General features: G+C 42.8%; 20 protein-coding genes. 1 reads left to right on the top strand and 19 read right to left on the bottom strand.

What is annotated here, in order from left to right; genetic code table 11:
* From nirD to yceD, 17 genes are all read right to left on the bottom strand, one after another.
* Positions 1-327 carry a nitrite reductase small subunit NirD gene (gene nirD / locus IEY40_RS08150; RefSeq protein ID WP_188955038.1) on the bottom strand — a complete coding sequence of 109 codons (327 nt, stop codon included), beginning with the start codon at positions 325-327 and terminating at the stop codon, positions 1-3.
* Positions 324-2939 (bottom strand): nitrite reductase large subunit NirB, encoded by a 2616-nt coding sequence (gene nirB, locus IEY40_RS08145; RefSeq protein ID WP_188955036.1) that lies wholly within the window; start codon positions 2937-2939, stop codon positions 324-326. Before nirB ends, nirD begins: the two co-directional genes overlap by 4 nt.
* A 309-nt stretch (positions 2940-3248) precedes the next feature.
* Entirely contained in the window at positions 3249-3854 is a 606-nt protein-coding gene (locus IEY40_RS08140; RefSeq protein WP_188955034.1) for an ANTAR domain-containing response regulator, read from the bottom strand.
* Positions 3842-5017, bottom strand: a complete 1176-nt coding sequence (locus IEY40_RS08135) for a glycosyl transferase (protein ID WP_188955032.1) — start codon at positions 5015-5017, stop codon at positions 3842-3844. Before IEY40_RS08135 ends, IEY40_RS08140 begins: the two co-directional genes overlap by 13 nt.
* A complete protein-coding gene (gene cobA, locus IEY40_RS08130; RefSeq protein WP_188955030.1) occupies positions 5010-5882 on the bottom strand; it encodes a uroporphyrinogen-III C-methyltransferase in 873 nt (290 codons plus the stop codon). Before cobA ends, IEY40_RS08135 begins: the two co-directional genes overlap by 8 nt.
* Positions 5882-8650: a nitrate reductase gene (locus tag IEY40_RS08125; protein WP_188955028.1), complete on the bottom strand. Its 2769-nt coding sequence runs from the start codon at positions 8648-8650 to the stop codon at positions 5882-5884. The genes cobA and IEY40_RS08125 overlap by 1 nt, the downstream gene beginning before the upstream one ends.
* A 290-nt stretch (positions 8651-8940) precedes the next feature.
* Complete coding sequence (gene cctA, locus IEY40_RS08120) at positions 8941-9276, bottom strand: tetraheme c-type cytochrome CctA (RefSeq protein WP_188955026.1); 336 nt, start codon at positions 9274-9276, stop codon at positions 8941-8943.
* A gap of 360 nt (positions 9277-9636) precedes the next feature.
* Positions 9637-10512 carry an NAD(P)-dependent oxidoreductase gene (locus tag IEY40_RS08115; RefSeq protein ID WP_188955024.1) on the bottom strand — a complete coding sequence of 292 codons (876 nt, stop codon included), beginning with the start codon at positions 10510-10512 and terminating at the stop codon, positions 9637-9639.
* A 13-nt stretch (positions 10513-10525) separates the two neighbouring features.
* Entirely contained in the window at positions 10526-11014 is a 489-nt protein-coding gene (locus tag IEY40_RS08110; protein ID WP_188955022.1) for an acyl-CoA thioesterase, read from the bottom strand.
* A 90-nt stretch (positions 11015-11104) separates the two neighbouring features.
* A complete protein-coding gene (gene fabF, locus IEY40_RS08105; protein ID WP_160056274.1) occupies positions 11105-12346 on the bottom strand; it encodes a beta-ketoacyl-ACP synthase II in 1242 nt (413 codons plus the stop codon).
* A gap of 162 nt (positions 12347-12508) precedes the next feature.
* Positions 12509-12742 carry an acyl carrier protein gene (gene acpP, locus IEY40_RS08100; RefSeq protein WP_011496723.1) on the bottom strand — a complete coding sequence of 78 codons (234 nt, stop codon included), beginning with the start codon at positions 12740-12742 and terminating at the stop codon, positions 12509-12511.
* Between the two features lie 163 nt (positions 12743-12905).
* The gene (fabG, locus tag IEY40_RS08095; protein WP_188955019.1) at positions 12906-13652 is read right to left on the bottom strand and encodes a 3-oxoacyl-ACP reductase FabG; all 747 of its coding nucleotides are present in this window, start codon (positions 13650-13652) and stop codon (positions 12906-12908) included.
* 10 nt (positions 13653-13662) lie between these two features.
* Complete coding sequence (gene fabD, locus IEY40_RS08090; protein ID WP_188955017.1) at positions 13663-14589, bottom strand: ACP S-malonyltransferase; 927 nt, start codon at positions 14587-14589, stop codon at positions 13663-13665.
* Between the two features lie 47 nt (positions 14590-14636).
* The gene (locus IEY40_RS08085) at positions 14637-15596 is read right to left on the bottom strand and encodes a beta-ketoacyl-ACP synthase III (RefSeq protein WP_188955015.1); all 960 of its coding nucleotides are present in this window, start codon (positions 15594-15596) and stop codon (positions 14637-14639) included.
* An 8-nt stretch (positions 15597-15604) separates the two neighbouring features.
* On the bottom strand, positions 15605-16633 hold the full coding sequence (plsX, locus tag IEY40_RS08080) for a phosphate acyltransferase PlsX (RefSeq protein WP_188955013.1): 1029 nt from the start codon (positions 16631-16633) through the stop codon (positions 15605-15607).
* Positions 16634-16648: 15 nt separating this feature from the next.
* The gene (gene rpmF / locus IEY40_RS08075) at positions 16649-16819 is read right to left on the bottom strand and encodes a 50S ribosomal protein L32 (RefSeq protein ID WP_011636967.1); all 171 of its coding nucleotides are present in this window, start codon (positions 16817-16819) and stop codon (positions 16649-16651) included.
* A gap of 17 nt (positions 16820-16836) precedes the next feature.
* On the bottom strand, positions 16837-17361 hold the full coding sequence (gene yceD, locus IEY40_RS08070; RefSeq protein WP_188955011.1) for a 23S rRNA accumulation protein YceD: 525 nt from the start codon (positions 17359-17361) through the stop codon (positions 16837-16839).
* A gap of 249 nt (positions 17362-17610) precedes the next feature.
* On the opposite strand from yceD, the gene IEY40_RS08065 reads away from it, so the two are divergent.
* Positions 17611-18210 (top strand): Maf family protein, encoded by a 600-nt coding sequence (locus IEY40_RS08065; RefSeq protein WP_188955009.1) that lies wholly within the window; start codon positions 17611-17613, stop codon positions 18208-18210.
* Between the two features lie 63 nt (positions 18211-18273).
* Here the strand turns inward: IEY40_RS08065 and IEY40_RS08060 are convergent, their stop codons facing one another.
* Both IEY40_RS08060 and rluC read right to left on the bottom strand, forming a co-directional pair.
* Positions 18274-18921, bottom strand: coding sequence for an HAD-IA family hydrolase (locus IEY40_RS08060; RefSeq protein WP_268244197.1), 648 nt, complete (start codon positions 18919-18921; stop codon positions 18274-18276).
* 43 nt (positions 18922-18964) lie between these two features.
* On the bottom strand, positions 18965-19921 hold the full coding sequence (rluC, locus tag IEY40_RS08055) for a 23S rRNA pseudouridine(955/2504/2580) synthase RluC (RefSeq protein ID WP_188955007.1): 957 nt from the start codon (positions 19919-19921) through the stop codon (positions 18965-18967).
* Between the last annotated feature and the right edge of the window lie 791 nt (positions 19922-20712).

The raw sequence follows: 20712 nt of genomic DNA, 5'->3' as shown, positions 1-20712 counted from the left end.
TTATGCTTTAGCTAATACAAGGACATGTCCCTGCTCAGTTTTGATATCAAATGGACTGGCTACTAATGATGTATCTTCAATGCACACGCCTGTCGTTAATCGATAATGTTGTTTGTATAACGGCGATGCGACGCACAGCTCACCATCCATTTCGCAAATTAATCCGCGGGCCAACAAGCCAACACCTGTAGCTGGGTCGACATTATCTATGGCATACAAGCCATCTTTACCTAGGTTAAAAATAGCCACGGCTTTTCCGGATACCCAAGCTGCAACACCAGTGCCTATGGGTAAGCTTGTTTCTTCACACACATTAATCCAACTCATGCTAATACCCCATTTGCTGTTGTTTGTTGCTCAGTAGTTTGTTGCTCGGTAATATCTTTAATGGCAATGGTGCCTGCACCGACATCTTTAATATTAGGGAAACGCTGTTCGCGAACGCGTTGATATGCATTAACATCAGGCTCTGGCGCTTGGCTAGGGTTAACAAACTCATTGAAGCGCGCTAAAAAAGCAGGTTGTTCAAGGCTGGTTTTCCATTCACATTGATATGTTGCAGCAATCAAATCCATTTGTTGTTCTAAGGTTGAATTGATCCCTAGGGCATCGTCAATGACCACTGATTTTAAATACGCTAACCCACCCTCTAATGAGTCCATCCAAGTAGAAGTACGTTGTAGTTTGTCTGCTGTTTTGACATAAAACATCAAAATACGATCTATGTATTTATAAAGCGTTTCGGTCGATAAATCGGTAGCAAACAAATCACCATGGCGTGGACGCATGCCACCATTGCCTGCAACATAGAGGTTCCAACCTTTGTCGGTTGCGATAATGCCAATATCCTTACTTTGTGCTTCTGCACATTCGCGGGTACATCCCGATACGGCAAATTTTAATTTGTGAGGGCTACGTAAACCTTTGTAACGGTTCTCTAAGTCAATAGCGAAACCAACCGCATCTTGCACTCCGTAGCGACACCAAGTACTACCTACACACGATTTTACCGTTCGCAATGACTTACCATAGGCATGGCCTGTTTCAAAACCCGCATCAATGAGCTTTTGCCAAATCTCAGGTAATTGCGACAAGGTAGCACCAAACATATCAATACGTTGTCCACCCGTTATTTTGGTATACAAGTCATACTCTTGAGCAATTTGGCCCATGGCTATCAACTTAGTTGGGGTAATTTCACCACCCGCTACTCGCGGCACAATTGAGTAAGTACCGTCTTTTTGAATGTTGCCTAAATAAGCATCATTGGTATCTTGCAACTGCACATGACCACTGTCTTGATTTAATACATATTGGTTTTGTAAACTGGCAAAAATCGAGGCGGCTGCGGGTTTACAAATATCGCAACCATAAGTGTGTCCACTTGCAGAAGGCTTGCCGTGTTGACGCATTAATGAATCAAAGTCATTAATGCCTTCCACTTGGCATAGGTGATACAAGGCTTGTCTGTCATGATCAAAATGCGCACAAATACCAGCATTAAAATCAAGCCCTGCAGCTTGTAATGTTTGATCTATAATTTTTTGTACCAACGGAGCACAACCACCACAACCTGACGCTGCGCGGGTACAAGATTTAATTTCAGCCATTTTATGGTTGCCTGCAGCAACGGCTTCGACAATGTCTCCTTTAGTCACTTGATGACAAGAACACACAATAGAAGTATCTTTTAAATCAGCTTCGTTTTCAGCACCTGCAAGTAATAAATCAACAGCTGAGCCTTCTATTTCATCTTGTGATAAATAGATATCGAGCAAACGGCTATAATCGCTATTGTCACCAATGAGCACCGCTCCTTTTAAAAACTTGCCGCTGTCATCAAGCCACAGTTTTTTATAAATACCCGCCTGGTTATCAGATAATTCCACAAATTGAGCATTATCAAAGCCCCGACTGGCACCAATAGCAGCCACATCGACACCTAAGAGTTTAAGCTTGGTACTCATATCAGCACCGGTAAATGATTGGCTCGGGACATTCGATGATAATGAAGCGATATGAGATGCTACAACCCGAGCCATTTGATAACCTGGTGCAACTAAACCAAATATTTTTTGTTGCCACAAAGCACATTCGCCAATGGCATATACATCGGGTGCAGAGGTTAAACAGTAATCGTTAATCTCAATGCCGCCGCGTTCGCCAATATTAATATTCGACACACGAGCTAACGCATCTTGTGGACGAATCCCAGCCGAAAATACAATCATGTCAGTTTCAAGATACGATTCATCATTAAAGGTCATGCGATGCAACGCCGTTTCACCATCAATGATAGCGCTGGTCGCTTTTGAGGTGTGCACGCTCACACCGAGTTGCTCGATTTTACTGCACAATAGTTCACCGGCTTTATCATTTAGCTGAACGGGCATCAATTGTGGTGCAAATTCCACAACATGGGTTTTCACCCCGAGTTGCATCATGGCATTGGCCGCTTCTAAGCCTAATAAACCGCCGCCGACAACAACTCCGACTTGGCTGTTTTGCGCAGCTGCTTGAATGGCCTCGAGATCTTCAATGGTTCGATACACCAGACATTGAGCACGATCATTGCCTTGTATAGGCGGCACAAAAGGAAACGATCCTGTAGCCAAAACCAACCGGGTATATGAGTAAGACTCACCCTGGGCACTTGTTACCGTTTTTGCCACGATATCAATCGCCGTGATGGGGGTATTTAAGTGCAGCTTAATGCCCCAGTCTTCATAATCTTGTGCAGTGGTTAGCATTAACGGTTCGGCACTGCCCGTCTCAAAGTATTTTGACAATTGAACTCGGTCATAAGCTGGACGAGGCTCTTCGCCAAACACATGCACTTCAAAGATTTTATTCAGCCCTAAGCTGCATAATTGCTCAATAAAGTGATGCCCAACCATGCCATTACCAACGACCACTAACTTGGGTTTTGAGACTGTCATTTCCTGCTCCTTCATGCCTAGGACGGTAAAAAACAAAATGGCGCCAACTCCAATTAAAGAGTTGGCGCCATTGCCAATTACAATCCCGATTTTTTAATTTTTACTGTTACACCATTTTTGGGTTATGCCCCATTAATGTGTTGCAGTGTCATATTTTGATGTTGCAGACTCTATGCCAACAAACAAAACCTTGTAATGAATTGATTATTAAATACTTTTAACTTATAAACTTTAAAATCTCACTAGTGATGCGTACACTTTAGGCTCAATCGCACCAACATGGGGCGCACCATCACTGCTCAATGCCATTTACTCCGCCAAACGAGCACGGTCAGATTGGCTGACAACCGCTATAATTTGTGCGGACATTTGTGCCATTGACACACCTTTTTGCATCGCTTGCTGCTGTATAATCTGATGTGCTTTGGTTTCATCAAATCCTTGTTGCATCACAATCAATTTGGCTCGACTCAGCAATTTAATGCTGCGGATTTCTTCATCTAGCTTTTTAAATTCTTCGAGAGTTTTGCTCGCAGCATTAAAGCGAATTTGTGCCAAACTAATCACACTGGTTAACCTATTCACCGTTAACATATCGGGAATAAAAGTGATTCGGCCACAATCAAGAATTTGTGACAGCACATCCTGTTGCCATGATTTTGCATTGACAACAATCACCATAGGTTTATGAGCCAAAGTACGTTGTATTAATCCCTGTATTTGACTGTGCAATCCGTCAGTTAAAATTAACAAGGTATCAAAGTGTTGTTGATGTAAACGTTGCTCAATTTGGCTAATTGTCGTCAATACACTGACATGTCCAAATGCGGCCAAACAAGCTTGATATTGCACCACATCACAATCAACCACTGGCACTAATGAGAAACCAGCATCACAAAAAATTAAACTGCGCATAACCGCTCCTTTTTGTGCCATTGAGCCAGTGGATTATTTGTATGACTGAAGCGATGTTGCCAACACTGCTGGCTTAAATTAATGGCTTGTTCAACCGTCAATGGTTGCTGCAAGCCAACTGAATTATTGGATTGTTGATTAAGTAACAACAAAACAGCGGTTAACGTAGCAATAATACTGCTCGATGCTTGCTCAATCATGGTGCGCGACATGACGCGACTCAGTTCAGTTGACTCCAATGGCTGACTTTCGCGCCATAACAGCGCAAGAATATCGCTAGACAAGTCAGCTTGGCCCACTTTCGCACCAAAAAAGCCTGCTAATAATGTCGGGACAGTTAAGCTCGACACTGTCACATTTGCTGCTTGACCACTCACGACTTTCATTAACGTAGACACCCTAGGGTTAAATTCTGTCTCGCCCTGTAGGCCTTTAAAAATCGCAATATGACCAGCTGAATATTCATTTTTAGCAAATAAAGTTTCGCTTACCTGTTGATGTAAATCATCCAAGCCTGGATGGAAATAACTGCGCAAACTGATTGGAGCGTTACTTGGATTAATACAGCGAGCAGCGGTTTGAATGACACTGCGTAATCCTAATTCTTGATGTAATTGACGACAATCATCTAACACAGGGACTAAATCTCCTGCGCGGACATAGACAATATTGTCTGACGCTAATACCTGTGCTGCACTTTGAGGATTAGTGCCGCAACGAATATTTAATGCATCTAAGCATGATTCAACATGACGACGATGCGGTAACGCTTGACTGTCACCATGCAACATGACTCGGAACCCTTGCTTAGCCAGTAATGATGCCACTAGCAATAACCAAGGTAATTGTTCACGTTTACCAGCATAAACCGGCCAGTCAATATCGACTGCTAAAGATGGCCAGTCCCGATGTAAACTATGACGCAATCCCGCAACTATGCCGGCAACTTCATCCACTGTTTCACCACGGACTCGCATTAACATCATTGCGCTCGCCATTTGCACCCGCGTGGCATGTCCTAACGCAAAACCTTCTAATAACAGGCTTGCCTCCGCAAACGTTAGCGAACGAGAGCCCTTTTCGCCTTTGCCCAACGCTTTTATCAATAACCGAAAATCAAATGTTTCGGCAGATGTCAGGGTTAATGCTCCAATTTTAGGCATATCTCGCCTCATACTGTGTATTGAATTGTGATGACGAACATTCAATATCATCTAGTAAACTGCCAAGCTGCTGACCGATACTGACGACTTCACCAATAATAATTAGCGTAGGCCCAGAATCTTTAATGGTTAAAGCTGCGTTAGCCATTGTTGCCACTGTAGCAAATGTCACAATTTGATTAGGTCTGCCACCGTTAGTAATAAAAGCGACTGGTAAACTCGCATTGCATTGTGCGGTAAGTAAGCCTGCAGAAATGCGCGATGCTTGTTCCTTCCCCATATAAAAAACTAAAGTCGACTGAGCGGCTAACAAGGCTTGCCATTGGCTAGGCGCCACTGTGTTATCAGCATCGGTCATTTTAGTGCCGGTGATCAGCGTGACACTTCGAGCCATGCCGCGAAACGTGAGTGGGATCCCAGTGCTTGATGCGCAGCCTAATGCGGCAGTTACGCCGGCAATAAATTGTGAACGAATACCATGCTGAGCGAGATAAAGCGCTTCTTCAGAGCCGCGGCCAAAAATATGCGGGTCGCCACCTTTTAAGCGCACAACTTTCAAACCTTGTTGGGCAAGTTTGAGCAATAACGCATTGATGTCATCTTGCTTAATACTTGGCTGACCGCAGCGCTTACCGACAAAATGGCGCTGACAGTGCGTATCGACTAAAGTCAAAATATCGCTGCTCACTAGGCTGTCGTAAACTAATGCATCTGCTTGAGCCACAATTCGCGCAGCTTTTATGGTCATTAAATCTAGCTGGCCACACCCTGCGCCAACAATGGCGACATCACCGGCTTGGAGCGTACCTGAACAATCGTCACCACCAGGGTTAACACATTTGATTAATCCATCTACAATATTCATTAGGCGACATCCTCTTCTGTAGCATTAGGGTATTCAAGTTCAATATACGACAAAGCGTTTTGCCAATGTGTTTGAGCGCATTGCTTGACTTCACTATTGCAACTGCCACATTGTCGACCACATCCTAAACTTGATTGCGTAGCGTCTAATGCCTTATTAAATTGCAGATGCTGCTTACCGTCATTAAATACTTGTTGGTCAAACTGCGCATTTATCTCATCAGCAATTTGCGCATCAGTCACACCGGTACAGGCACAAATCAGCGGACTATTGCCGGCATTAATTTGTTGGTGTAGCTGTTTTATAAAAACATTATCGATTGGTTTTCCGATAAAGGCATTCATCGGTTCAACCGCTAGGTTAACTCGAGAGTGAGACAAGACTTTAATCGCGCTTACCATGCCCTTTTCCATATTGCATTGAACATGTAGACGCTGACCATGAACGTTAGCAGACCAGGTAAGCGAGTGGGCTGTTGCTTGATAAGCAAAACCATCCTCATTGTTAGTAAAGCCGATGTGATGACATACTCCATTAGCCAATGTTTGAGCGACTTGCCAGCATAAACCTTGAGCCGCAGGATCGTGCAAACCAAACACCACACCTTGTAATGCCATCAGAACAGGTTTAAGCACGACATATTGGCACTTATATCCCGGTTGTTGCGACACTGGGTCGACTCGGCTATCGAGGTATTGATTAACCCCTTTACCCAATGAAAATTGCTTAGACCAATGCATTGACATCAGCGCCATATCCAACGGTATACCTTGATCAGCCACGACTCTAGCCAGTGCAAATGGCGTAGCTCCTTCATCTGTAGCGGAACAGATAGTAACAAGGTCACCATCAGCAATAGAAAAGTTTGTGAGCTTATCAGGATGAAGTTGTATCACAGGCTCTGGAATACTTGCTCGCAAACTCGCAATATGCCCAGTGCGAGTCATGGTGTGCCATTGATCGCGGCTGCGGCCACTGTTAAGTAACACGCTAACGTGTTTGGCTACATTCGGAGTCTCTTGCGTTACTGGCTTTGCGGGTAAAATAAATTGCGCTTTACCTGTTGGTGTCGCAAACCCCCCATCACTAAATATACGCAGTCCTTGTTGGCCAATGTGCTCAGCTGACGCAATAGGCCACTGGGTCGGTATTAAGTCGTCATATTGCTGCTGGGTTAAGTGGGTTAATCCGCTTAAATCAAAAATTTTATTGGGGAATGCCAGCTTAACGCTTGCAGATAAAGCAGCAAACTCACGAAACACACTAGCACTGCTATCAAACTCAAATCCTTGAAAGCCCATTTTCTGTGCCACTTGGCTTATGGCCCACCAATCAGCTTTGCTTTGCCCTTTTGGAGTAATAAAGCCGCGCTGACGACTTATTGTGCGTTCACTGTTAGTCACCGTTCCGCATTTTTCTGACCAGCCTTGAGCCGGTAATAATATATCCGCAAATTTTGCAGTATCTGAATCCGGGGTTATTTCAGACACAACCACAAAAGGGCAATCGGCCAAGGCTTTAGCAACCTTATTACTGTTTGGCAGTGACACAACAGGATTAGTACCCATTATCCAAATAGCTTTTATTTTACCGTCGGCCAACGCATCAAACATGTCGACAGCAGCTAAGCCTTTTTTATCAGCAACAGTATCTACCAGCCAAAAATCAGCAAGTAGTTCACGTTCCGGTTCAGAAAATCCCATATGACAAGCCAGCTGAGTCGCTAATCCACCTACCTCGCGACCGCCCATCGCATTAGGTTGACCCGTTAATGAAAAAAAGCCACAACCAGCTTGTCCAATATGCCCTAAGGCTAAATGGCAATTGATAATTGCATTAGTTGTATCGGTACCAATAACAGACTGATTAACCCCTTGGCATGATGCTGTTAGTACTGTTTTATGCTGAACAAACAATTGATAAAATTGTCTCAATACTTGCTCAGTTAATCCCACTTGCTTAGCCAAACCAATCAAATCTGTACTCAGTTGTTTGGCGTGACTCACAACAGCATCAAAACCGTCTGTATGAGTGGTAATGTATTCATGATTAACTCGTTCGTTATCTGCTAAATAGCCTAATAAACCATAAAACAATGCTAAATCTGCACCAGGCGCAATGGCTAAATGAAGATCGGCTTGTTTTGCTGTCGCGGTCGCAACTGGGTCGATAACCACTAACTTAGTGTTATTCGCATTTCTTGATGCCAATATACGTTTAAATAATACCGGATGAGTCCAAGCTGTATTGGCGCCAATGAGTACAATGACTTCGGCATGTTCAATATCGTCATAGCAACCCGGCACGACATCTTCACCAAATGCCCGCTGCATTGAACTCACTGCCGATGACATGCATAAACGTGAATTAGTGTCGACATTTGCCGTTTTCAAATACCCTTTAGCAAATTTGTTTGCCACATAATAATCTTCAGTGAGCAACTGCCCAGAGAGATAAAGTGCAACAGAATTGGCACCATACTGGGCGATAGTTTGCGCAAACTTCTCTGCAATTAGTGAGCTCGCCTGGTCCCACTGAATCGGTTTCCCTGAGCGTAAAACCGGATAACGCAGCACATTGGGTTGAGCTAAGCTGTCAAGTAATCGTTCACCTTTCGCACACAAGTGACCATGATTAGCGGGGTGATGTTTATCACCCGTTAAGGTTAATGAAGACACATCAACGTCAACCCAATCGGCTTGAGTCGAGGACACGCTAACGCCGCACCCGACACCACAATAAGCACAGCTTGATTGGATTGTTGACATACATTGACCCTTTCATATTAACCATTTCATGTAATTAATACTGCGAAAGCTGTGCCAAAAAATTAACTTGCTGATTTAACTTAGAAATAGAAAAAACTGACTGTCATTGAGCGCTACAATTGCGCAACATAAGTGCAAAAGCATGCACTTAAAGCGCGCATCTAATTGAAAACAAAAGAAATTAAATACCTATAAAGAGGTAGTTAAATTTATAATTCTTGTTTTGGGGAGAGGCTAAAAACAAAAATACCGACATAAATGTCGGTATTTTTTATCAGCGGAATAACGACTTATTTAGCAGTACGTCCATCATCATGACAGGTGTCACACGTTGGTTTTTCGCCAACTTTCGCTTCATGCGGAGCATGACAATCCGCACACATTAACGCACCATCATGCGCTTTATGGGTATCATCCATTTCTGCCAGTGAACCATGGCAACTTTGACACTGTTCAAATTCATATGCGCCATCAGCTGATGGTTCTTCATTTGCGTGGCAGTTTTCACAGCCACCCATTTCAACGTGAAACTCTGCGAGGGTTTCATCAGCAGCAAATGATGCAGAAGACATCATCATTACCGCGAAACCTGCCGCAAACAATGCGCTGAGTAGTTTGTTGCTCATTATTCATTCCTCCAATTTAGTGCATGCCCGCATTCTTTTTATCTGACGCGGGTCTTACACTGAAGCACGACACTTTACTTAAGAATTAACTCACCCCTTTATATCGACCGGAATCAAAATTGACCGACAACATAAAAGTAGTTAACTAATTCAATTTAAGCAAAATTAATTTATATTAAGCAATAATAGCAGTGTTACTTGTTTGAATATGTGCGCTACATCATGTAACTCGATGGTTTTTAGCCACTAAGTTGAACTTTAAGGGCAAACAAATCTAATGTAGCTACGACTAATGTTGAGGGCTATAAAAAAGCCCCAATGAGTATTGGGGCTCACAATAGTAAACTAGTATGGTCTAAGTTAACTTCTAGACTTTTCTAACCTTGCTAATAAACTCGAGGTATCCCAACGGTTACCTTTCATCCCTTGAACTTCTGAATAAAACTGATCTACCAATGCGGTAACCGGTAAATGGCTACCATTTCGGCGAGCTTCTTCTAATGCAATCCCTAAATCTTTGCGCATCCAATCAATCGCAAAACCAAAGTCGTATTTACCTTGCCACATGGTTTGATAACGATTTTCCATTTGCCAGCTTTGCGCAGCGCCTTTACTGATGACCTCAATCACTTTAAGGCCATCTAAACCGGCACTTTTAGCAAAATGAAGTCCTTCAGCTAAACCTTGAACCACACCTGCGATACAAATTTGATTAACCATTTTGGTCAGTTGCCCTGAGCCCACTGGCCCTAACAGCTCTGCGCAGCGGCTGTAAGCTGCAATAACAGGTTTAACTGCGTCAAAATGTGCTTGTTCGCCTCCCATCATTACCGTTAACACACCATTTTCTGCGCCAGCTTGCCCACCAGATACCGGCGCATCTAAAAAGGCAATATCAAGCGCTTGAACATGCGCAGCAATCTCACGAGCAACATCAGCAGAAGCAGTCGTATGGTCAACCAATACCGCACCTGCGTGCATGTTATGTATTACGCCCTGCTCGCCCAATACTACTTGACGCAAATCATCGTCATTACCTACACAGGTAAACACGATATCTTGGCCTTTAGCAGCCTCTTTTGGCGTTGCCGCTGATTGACCACCAAATTGCTCAACCCACTGAGCAGCTTTTGAACTTGTGCGGTTATATACGGTGACCTCATGGCCATTTTTGACTAAGTGCCCCGCCATCGGGTACCCCATTACGCCTAAACCAATAAATGCGATCTTGGCCATAATTTTTCCTTATTTATTCAACAGAAGGTTTAACATGTGCTTCCATTTCAGCACCGATACGCTTACGCATATCCATTAAACGCAAAGCACTATCACGTAAACGAATATCATCTGCTGTTGCCGGTAACCACTCAGGAACCGATGTAGGGTGACCTTCATCATCTACGGCTACCATGATAACAATACAATGTGTGGTTAAATGACGTTCAGATTCTTTTGGATCGCCCGCTTTTACATCTATCGCTACATGCATTGATGTTGTACCGGTATAAATGACTTTACCCGTAACTTCAACAATATTACCTACATGAATGGGTTTAACAAAACGGATCCCGCCAGCATAAACCGTAATGCAATATTTACCGCTCCAACCAGCAGCAGTTGCGTATGCGGCCAAATCGATCCATTTCATTACGGCACCACCATGCACCTTACCGCCAAAATTGACATCTGCAGGTTCGGCCAAAAAACGTAATGTTAGCTGTCTATCTTTACCGGCCATAAAGCCTCCAAGTCATTCGATGGTGTATTTACGATACACTTTGTACTGATACAAAAAAAGCGCACTAGGCGCTTTTTATATTGAACAATATTAATCTATTTTTTTGAATAACAGCGAACCGTTAGTTCCACCAAAACCAAATGAATTACATAACGCATAATCAAATTGATGGCGGCGTGAAGTATGCGCAACAAAATCTAAATCGCAACCTTCATCTGGATTATCTAGGTTAATCGTTGGCGGTACGTGTTGATCGCGCAGAGCAAGCAAAGTAATGATAGCTTCTATAGCACCTGCTGCGCCCAATAGATGCCCTGTCATTGATTTTGTTGAACTGACCAACAAATCATAAGCATGCGGACCAAATACCGCTTTAACCGCTGCAGCTTCAGCTTTATCACCTGCATTGGTTGAAGTGCCATGGGCATTGATGTAACCCACTTGTTCTTTTTGAATTTGAGCATCGTTAATGGCATTAACCATGGCCGCAGCGGCACCGGCACCATCACTTGGCGGCGAGGTCATGTGAAATGCGTCACCACTCATACCAAAACCAACTAATTCACCGTAAATTTTGGCACCACGTGCTTTAGCTCGTTCATATTCTTCCATCACAATGACACCAGCCCCATCGCCAATAACAAAACCATCACGATCTTTGTCCCATGGGCGGCTAGCTGCTGTAGGATCGTCATTGCGGGTTGATAAAGCTTTCGCTGCGCTAAAACCTGCTACACCCAATGGGCTAGTGACATCTTCTGCACCGCCAGCAACCATAACGTCTGCATCGCCATACGCAATAGTACGTGCAGCAAAACCAATATTATGCACACCTGTAGTACAGGCGGTTGTTACTGCGAAATTAGGTCCTGTCATGCCATACATAATCGATAAATGGCCTGCAATCATATTGATAATAGTGCTTGGCACAAAGAATGGCGACACTTTACGTGGGCCACCATTTAATAATGCAGAATGGCCTTGTTCAATTAACCACATACCGCCCATGCCTGCACCGATTGCAGTGCCTACACGAGCAGGATTTTCTTGGCTCATATCTAAGCCTGAATCGGTAACGGCTTGAATGCCTGCAGCCATGCCGTATTGGATAAATAAATCCATTTTACGTGCATCTTTTTTTGTTAAGTATTTTTCGACATCAAAATCTTTAACCGAACCACTAAAACGAGTACCGAATTCGCTGGCATCAAATTTAGTGATTGGAGCAATACCACTTTGACCTGCCAATAAGGCATTCCAAGAAGACTCGACATCATTACCTACTGGAGTCACAAGTCCAAGACCTGTGATGACGACACGACGTTTAGACATGATATTCACCTTTAAATAAAATCTGCCACGATGCCATTATTGCGATAACGCTAAGGATGTATAAGAAGGGATATATTAGTGCAATTAAATGGAACGAGCGTTTACAAATGCTTTAAACAAAAACAGGCGGCATAAATGCCGCCTGTTTTTGTGAATTCTTGATTACTGATTCTTAGAAACGTAATCGATCGCTGCTTGAACAGTAGTGATCTTTTCGGCTTCTTCGTCAGGGATCTCGGTATCAAACTCTTCTTCTAGAGCCATAACCAATTCTACCGTGTCTAGAGAATCAGCGCCTAAATCGTCTACAAAAGAAGCAGCTGATTTAACGTCTTCTTCTTTAACGCCAAGTTGTTCGATGATGATTTTCTTTACACGTTCTTCGATGTTGCTCATTAGTTTTCTTTCCTATTCAAATTACGCACTTGCGTAAGATTGCGAGTAGTTTATTCGAATTAGATAACAATGCAAGCTTAGATTTTGTGGTCTAACCACAAAAATTAACATTGAATTGTCACTAACACTGACTCAAATGAAGGTAGTTTCCTACCTATCGCCCTTAAACCATGTACATACCGCCATTCACATGCAATGTCTCGCCTGTGATGTAAGCAGCTGAATCCGAGGCCAAAAACAATACTGCGTTGGCAATTTCTTGTGCTTGCCCTAAACGTTCCATCGGAACTTGCGACATAATAGCTTGTTGCTGCTCAGGTGTCAGCTCATCTGTCATATCTGTCTGAATAAATCCAGGTGCAATAGCATTCACTGTTATTTGACGAGATGCAACCTCTCTCGCAAGAGATTTTGTAAACCCTATCAAACCAGCTTTTGCTGCCGAGTAATTTACTTGACCAGCATTACCCATTGTACCTACTACTGAACCGATACTGATAATACGTCCGAAACGTTTTTTCATCATAGATCGCATTACAGGTTTAGACAATTTAAATAATGACGTCAAATTAGTGTCAATAATGTCTTGCCATTCATCATCTTTCATACGCATCAATAAATTGTCGCGAGTGATACCAGCGTTATTAATAAGAATATCAACATCACCAGCTTTTTCTTTGATCTGGCTATACAAATCGGCAACAGATTGAGTGTCAGTGACATTTAACACCATCCCAAAGCCTTTGTCACCTAGGTATTGTTGAATAGCTGCAGCACCCTTTTCGCTCGTTGCAGTACCAATGACCATCGCCCCTGCTTGCACTAACGATTCAGCAATTGCACGCCCAATGCCACGGCTCGCTCCGGTAACTAACGCGACTTTGCCGTCTAGACTGATGTTAAAGCTCATAAAAACTCCTTTATTCGGTTAATGTCACAAATGAAGCAACATCATTTACCGCTTGAGCGGATATTGATTTATTAATTCTTTTTGTTAGCCCGGTTAATACTTTACCAGGGCCACACTCAACTAAATTTGTAACACCTTGTGTCGCCATAAACTCAACAGTCTCACTCCAGCGTACTGGACAATACAATTGGCGCACTAAAGCATCTTTTATTGATTCAGCGTCAGTTGGCATTGCCACATCAACGTTATTAACCACATTAATGTTTGGCGCAGAAAACGTCACATGAACTAATGCTTTGGCTAATTCATCTGCAGCAGGCTTCATAAGCGCGCAGTGAGATGGCACACTCACAGGTAATGCAACCGCCATTTTAGCACCAGCGGCTTTACACGCAGCCGCAGCGCGTTCAACTGCAGCTTTTTCACCTGCTATGACCACTTGACCGGGGCTATTATAGTTAACAGGGCTTACGACATCACCTTGGGCAGATTCTGTACACGCCACGGCAATGGCATTGTCATCAAGGCCTATAATGGCAAACATCGCACCTGACCCAGCAGGTACAGCTTGTTGCATTAATTTACCGCGAAGTTCTACTAATTTAATTGCATCGGTAAATTCAATCACTCCAGCACACACTAAAGCAGAATACTCACCTAAGCTGTGACCCGCTAATAAGGTTGGCATTGGCTTATTAGAAGCTTGATATGCACGCCAAATAGCCACACTTGCAGTCAGTAATGCTGGCTGAGTTTTATCTGTTTCATTTAACGTTTCAGCAGGGCCATTGGCGACTAAATCCCATAAATCATAACCTAACGCGTCACTCGCTTCGGCAAAAGTTTGCCCAATAATGTTATGAGATAAAGCGAGTTCAGCTAACATTCCAACAGCCTGAGAACCTTGACCTGGGAATACAAAAGCAACATTTTCCATAAACACTTACCTGTATAAAAGTGGATTTAAATAAGAGTAGATTTAAATTAGTAACGAATAAGGGCACTGCCCCATGCAAAACCGCCACCAAAAGCTTCAAGTAATAATAATTGGCCACGTTGAATACGGCCATCACGTACAGCTTCATCAAGTGCAATAGGCACTGAGGCTGCCGATGTATTACCGTGCCTTGCCAACGTAAGTACCACTTTATCTAAACTCATATCTAGTTTTTTCGCGGTTGCATTGATGATGCGAAAATTAGCTTGATGCGGAACTAACCAGTCGATCTCAGACTTATCTACATTGTTTAAACGTAGTGTTTCCGTGACCACATTCGATAGCTGAGTTACGGCAACTTTAAATACGTCATTGCCTTTCATTGTCATAAAACTGACGGCTTCAGAGCCTTCACCTGAACGAGGAGGAAAAGCGCATTTTAGCAATTCACCTTGACTACCATCTGCATAAATATGAGTGGCAATAATACCGGGGGTATCACTTGCGCCAATAATAGCTGCGCCGGCACCATCACCAAACAAAATAACAGTTGTTCGATCAGCTGGGTCGCACATTCGCGACAATACATCAGAACCAATGACTAATACTTTTTTAGCGGCGCCAGTTTTTACAAACTGGTCGGCGACAGACAGCGCATACACAAAGCCTGAACATGCAGCGGCAATATCAAAGGCTGGAAAATTTTTAACGCCAAGTAAGGCTTGAATTTCGCAGGCAGCTGCAGGGAATGCATTGGTTGCACTAGTGGTACCACAAACAATCATGTCTAACTCACTGGCATCAATGCCGGCCATCTCAAGTGCTTTTAATGCAGCTTGATGGCCCATGGTTGCCACCGACTCATCTGTAGCAGCGATGCGCCGCTCAGAGATACCGGTTCGGTCAACAATCCATTGGTCATTGGTTTCAACCATTTTTTCGAGATCTTGATTGCTACGTACTTGCACAGGCAGATAACTGCCTGTTCCGAGAATTTTTGTGTGCATATATGAGATCAGCTATTGATGTCTAAAAGAATCGACTCCAAACGATCTTTAATCATTTCAGGAAGACGACGTTTTGCTTCTGTTGCTGCTAAATTTAATGCTTGTAAAAATGCAGCTTCATCCGCGTTACCATGACTCTTTACTACTATTCCGCGCAATCCTATCAGACTTGCACCATTATAGTGGTCGGGGTTCATCTTACTGAGTACAGCTTGTATGTGTGGAGCGATGAGTTTGGAGAGTAAACGTACAAAAAAGCCATCATTTAAACCGCGCTTTAGTTGGTGTACTAATAGCTTGGCAATACCTTCGGAAGTTTTAAGAGTAATGTTGCCGACAAAACCATCACAGACAATGACATCGACATTACCAGTATAAATTTCGTCACCTTCAACAAAGCCAATGTAATTAACTTGGTCGGTATGCTGTAATAACTGCCCGGCTTGTTGAACTTGATCGTTACCTTTTACCTCTTCGATGCCCACATTCAATAATGCCACTTTCGGGCGCGCTTTTTTATGGACGGCTTCACATAAAACCGAACCCATAATCGCGAATTGAAATAATGCTTCTGAGTCACAAGAGACGTTAGCACCTAAATCAAGTAAATAAACCGGCTTGCCTGTAACCGCTGGTAAGCAAGACACCAATGCAGGCCTATCTATACCGGGTAAGGTTTTAAGCAATACTTTTGCCATTGCCATTAATGCACCCGTGTTACCTGCGCTAACGCAAGCAGCGGCTTTACCGTCTCGTACTAATTCCAGCGCAATTCTCATTGAACTGTTTTTACGTGAACGCAACGCATGAACGGGCCTATCACACATAGTGACAACTTCGGTAGTATGAATTATTTCAATTCGGTTTAAATCACTAGAGGGTGTTTGAGGTAAATATTTTTGAATTTCGGTTTGATTGCCAACCAAAATAATTTTGAGGGTGCTATGAAATTTCAGTGCCTGCATTGCTGCAGGCACTGTCACGTGGGGACCGTGATCGCCCCCCATCGCATCTAACGCAAGCGTCAGATTTGTCATCAGATAATCAACAAATTACTTGTTGATTACCTTTTTACCGCGGTAAAAACCATCAGCAGTCACGTTGTGACGTAGATGTAATTCACCACTAGTAGCGTCTACTGATAATTGAGCAGTGCTCAATGAATCATGTGAACGACGCATGCCGCGCTTTGAACGTGATTTTTTATTCTGTTGTACAGCCATTTGACCTGTCTCCTAGATTACTTGCTCTTCAGTTTTTCTAACACTGCAAACGGATTTGGACGCTCCTCATGAGCGGGTTCGATCTCGCCTACAACTATATCTTTCGACCCTAGGTTGCAATCAGAATCTTCATGCATAGGGATGATCGGCATAGCGACTATCAATTCATCTTCAATCAATTGATGCAGACGTACTTCACCAATCTCATTACACTCAATTGGGTCATACGCATCCGGGAGCTCATCGATTTCTGCCTCAGTCTTACAAGGACTAAAACAAAACTCGACCGTAACCTCAGTAGTATATTGTGTCATGCAACGTTGACATAGCAGAGTGAGCTCCGTCACAGCCTTCCCGCGAAGGTAGACTATCCCCTGTAAGTCGACGCCACATTCCAACGACACAACTACGTTGGAACAGTCGCCGGCACATAACTCGCTTAATCGCTTTAGTTGCTGGCCTGGCACGTAACCTTCGTAACGAAGGCCGCTTGAGGCAGCGCGTATAGGATCAATTGAAACCGGTATCTTTACTGTTTGCATAAGGCGCGCATATTATAGTTTGAAAACGCTGGAGTCAAAGAAAATTTCCGTAAAAATACGGTCATCTCACCTAACACTGACTAATTAGGTATTCTTTAATCCGGCATTGAATTTGAAAGTTGGCAAATTTTACCGAACCAAACCCCATCACACAAGCATTACTCGGCGAAAAATACTCCATTTGGCCTAATGAATGCAGTAAACTGAACGATAATTGATTATTGATAAATAAATAGTTGAATAAACCCTATGAATTTCAATCTTGTACTCGCATCAACCTCGCCTTTTCGTCAACAACTATTGCAAAAATTAATGCAGCCATTTGACTGCGTTAATCCCGATATAGACGAAACACCACAACAAAATGAAACAGCAACAGCATTAGTAAAACGTCTAGCTGAACAAAAAGCGCTCGCCGGTGCCAAACTAGCGCAAAAAACAGACTCAACTCAATTAATTATTGGTTCAGATCAAGTCGCTGTGATAAACGGGCTGATTATCGGTAAACCCCATACCGTCGACAATGCGATTGCCCAACTGAGTGCAGCTTCTGGCCAAGCCATTACCTTTTATACTGGCCTTGCGGTATATAACCAAAGCACACAGCAGATATTGTCATGTATCGAACCTTTTACAGTACATTTTAAAAGCTTAACGCAAAAACAGATCCGCTATTATGTCGAAAAAGAGCAACCTTTATATTGTGCAGGGAGTTTTAAAAGTGAAGGTTTAGGTATTGCGCTGTTTAGCCGCTTAGAAGGTGATGATCCCAATACATTGATTGGTTTGCCATTAATTAAGCTAATTGAGTTACTGCAACAACAAGGGATGGATGTGTTAAGCCGGTAAGCATACTAATATCAAACTTTACATGAGGGCTTTCAATCAATATCGTGAAAGCCCAACATCGAATTACAAATAATGACGTATTGCAGAGGGAGCACTAACAATAGCCAAAGGCTGAAGCACTTTTAGTCGAGCTTCATCATGCGCGCCATAACTTACGCCAATACTGGCCATATTAGCGTTATTGGCCATAGTTAAGTCATGAATTGAATCACCAATCATAATCGCTTTATCAGCGCTTATCTCAAAATAGCTTAGCAACCCTTGCAGCATTTCAGGATGTGGTTTACTTTGCGAATCACTGGCACAGCGAGATGCATGAAAATACTGACCGAGTCCAGTCAACTCTAGTACTCTGTCTAATCCCTCCCGTGCTTTGCCTGTCGCAATGGCTAATTGATAACCCGCCTCATGCAACTGCTTAATCAGTACTTCTACGCCGTCAAATAACGGCGTCGGGTAGTCACTCGCTAAATGATGGCGTCGATAGCAATCAATAATTTGTTGATGGTTTTCATGTTCAGCAAACAAAATAGGCATAATCGTTGGCAAAGACAACCCAATCACATCTCTCACTTGTTGTTCAGTCGGCACAGTTAACGCTAACTCATGCGCCACACTTTGCATGCAAGACACAATTTTACCGACAGTGTCCATTAACGTGCCATCCCAGTCAAAAATGACTAAATCAAATGCTTTGTCTTTACTCTTCACGTTATACCCTACTCTATTGATTCAACACCCTATAAAATCTGGTTTATGTTCGTTTGAGCTTATCCAATGTATTGAGCAATATTTCATCTAATGGTGCTTTGACTTGCATGACTTCATTATTTTCAGGATGAGTAAACTTAAGCTCTGCTGCATGTAAAAACAAACGGTCTAATCCTAATGCTCTCATGCTGTCATCAAATTGTTGCTCACTGTATTTGTCATCACATGCAATCGCATGACCAGCATACTGGCAATGCACACGAATTTGATGCGTACGCCCAGTTACAGGACTCGCTTTTACTAATGTACAACCTTGGTAACGTTGCATTATTTTGTAGCGAGTTTCAGACTCTTTACCTTCTTTATTAACGCGAACAATCCGTTCACCAGACTTTAAGGTAATTTTTAATAACGGCGCTTTTACGACTTTATCAGTTGCTTGCCATTCACCACGCACTAAAGCCAAATAATCTTTTTGCATGGTTTTACTGCGCAGCTGCTCGTGTAAATGTTTTAACGCACTACGCTTTTTAGCCACAAGCAACACACCTGAAGTGTCTTTATCTAGACGATGTACGAGCTCTAAAAATTTCTGTTGGGGGCGAAGTGAACGTAAACCTTCAATCACACCATAATCAACGCCACTGCCACCATGTACGGCAATTCCAGCAGGTTTATTTAACACAATCAGATGATTATCTTCGTGGATAATACGCTCTTCAAGTTGTGACACCCTTGATAAATTAGGTGATGGCGCTTTACGATTATCTTTTTCTGCCATTCTCACAGGCGGGACACGAACGATGTCACCGATTTGCAATTTGTATTCAGGCTTAATGCGCTTTTTATTTACGCGCACCTCTCCTTTACGCACAATCCGATAGATCATGCTCTTAGGAACACCTTTTAATTTGGTGAGTAAAAAATTATCGATGCGTTGTTCAAAATGATCTTCGTCGATAGTCACGTATTCAACTTGGGGGGTAGTTTCAGTATTCATGATGCGCCATATAGTAGTAACTGCAATAGTGTACCTTATCTTGCAAATGATTGGCTATGACCCAGGGCCAGTTGATCTTTCAAGGTTGTTTTTGCAGCGAATTGTTGGTCATTTGTACAAGGCAGAGACTTTGAGGTGTAGTTATTCTACACAAAAAGTCGATAACGCAGTAAAAATGGTCAACAAACGCTGCCGTAGGGTTCGGCTAAAAACGTTTTACTCTTCGTTGACTGAACTTTGCTTAGATGACTAGGCATCAATCCATTAGCCTCGATTAAAACGTTTTTAACTCGAACGAAATTCATCAAGCAAAGATCAGCAGACCCTAGGTGACTTGAAATAAATACATGAAAGATTATGGGCTTTTGATTGATGAAAATAGCGTTTGTTGCTATATTTGCGCTCAGGTTGAGAGTAAACAGTGGATAAAGTGTTCACAACTTTCACCAAATGCGAAAAAACTGCAATTAAGAAAATGAGCTTTATCGGTAGCAAGTCATTGATTTGCAAATTGTATATAAATAAAAAACGACAAGAAACGTTTCGACAATTAAACCGTAAGTCTTCAATAAAGATTTCAATTTAACTGCAGTAAATCGCCCCAAATTCGAACAATATTTTAGCTTGTTATCAAACAAACCGATTCGACTTGGGCATTAACGGATTAAATTACCATAATTTATGGGGTTGGTTGTAAGTCAACGAATTCCTTGTTTTTGTAAATATTAGAAAATAAGCCATAAATAGGATGCGACACGCAGCGACTGCGTTTTACAGTGATGAGCACCTAA

Source organism: Shewanella ulleungensis (assembly GCF_014648315.1).
GTDB classification, from domain to species: Bacteria; Pseudomonadota; Gammaproteobacteria; order Enterobacterales; family Shewanellaceae; genus Shewanella; species Shewanella ulleungensis.
This window is presented reverse-complemented; position numbering and strand designations above follow the sequence as displayed.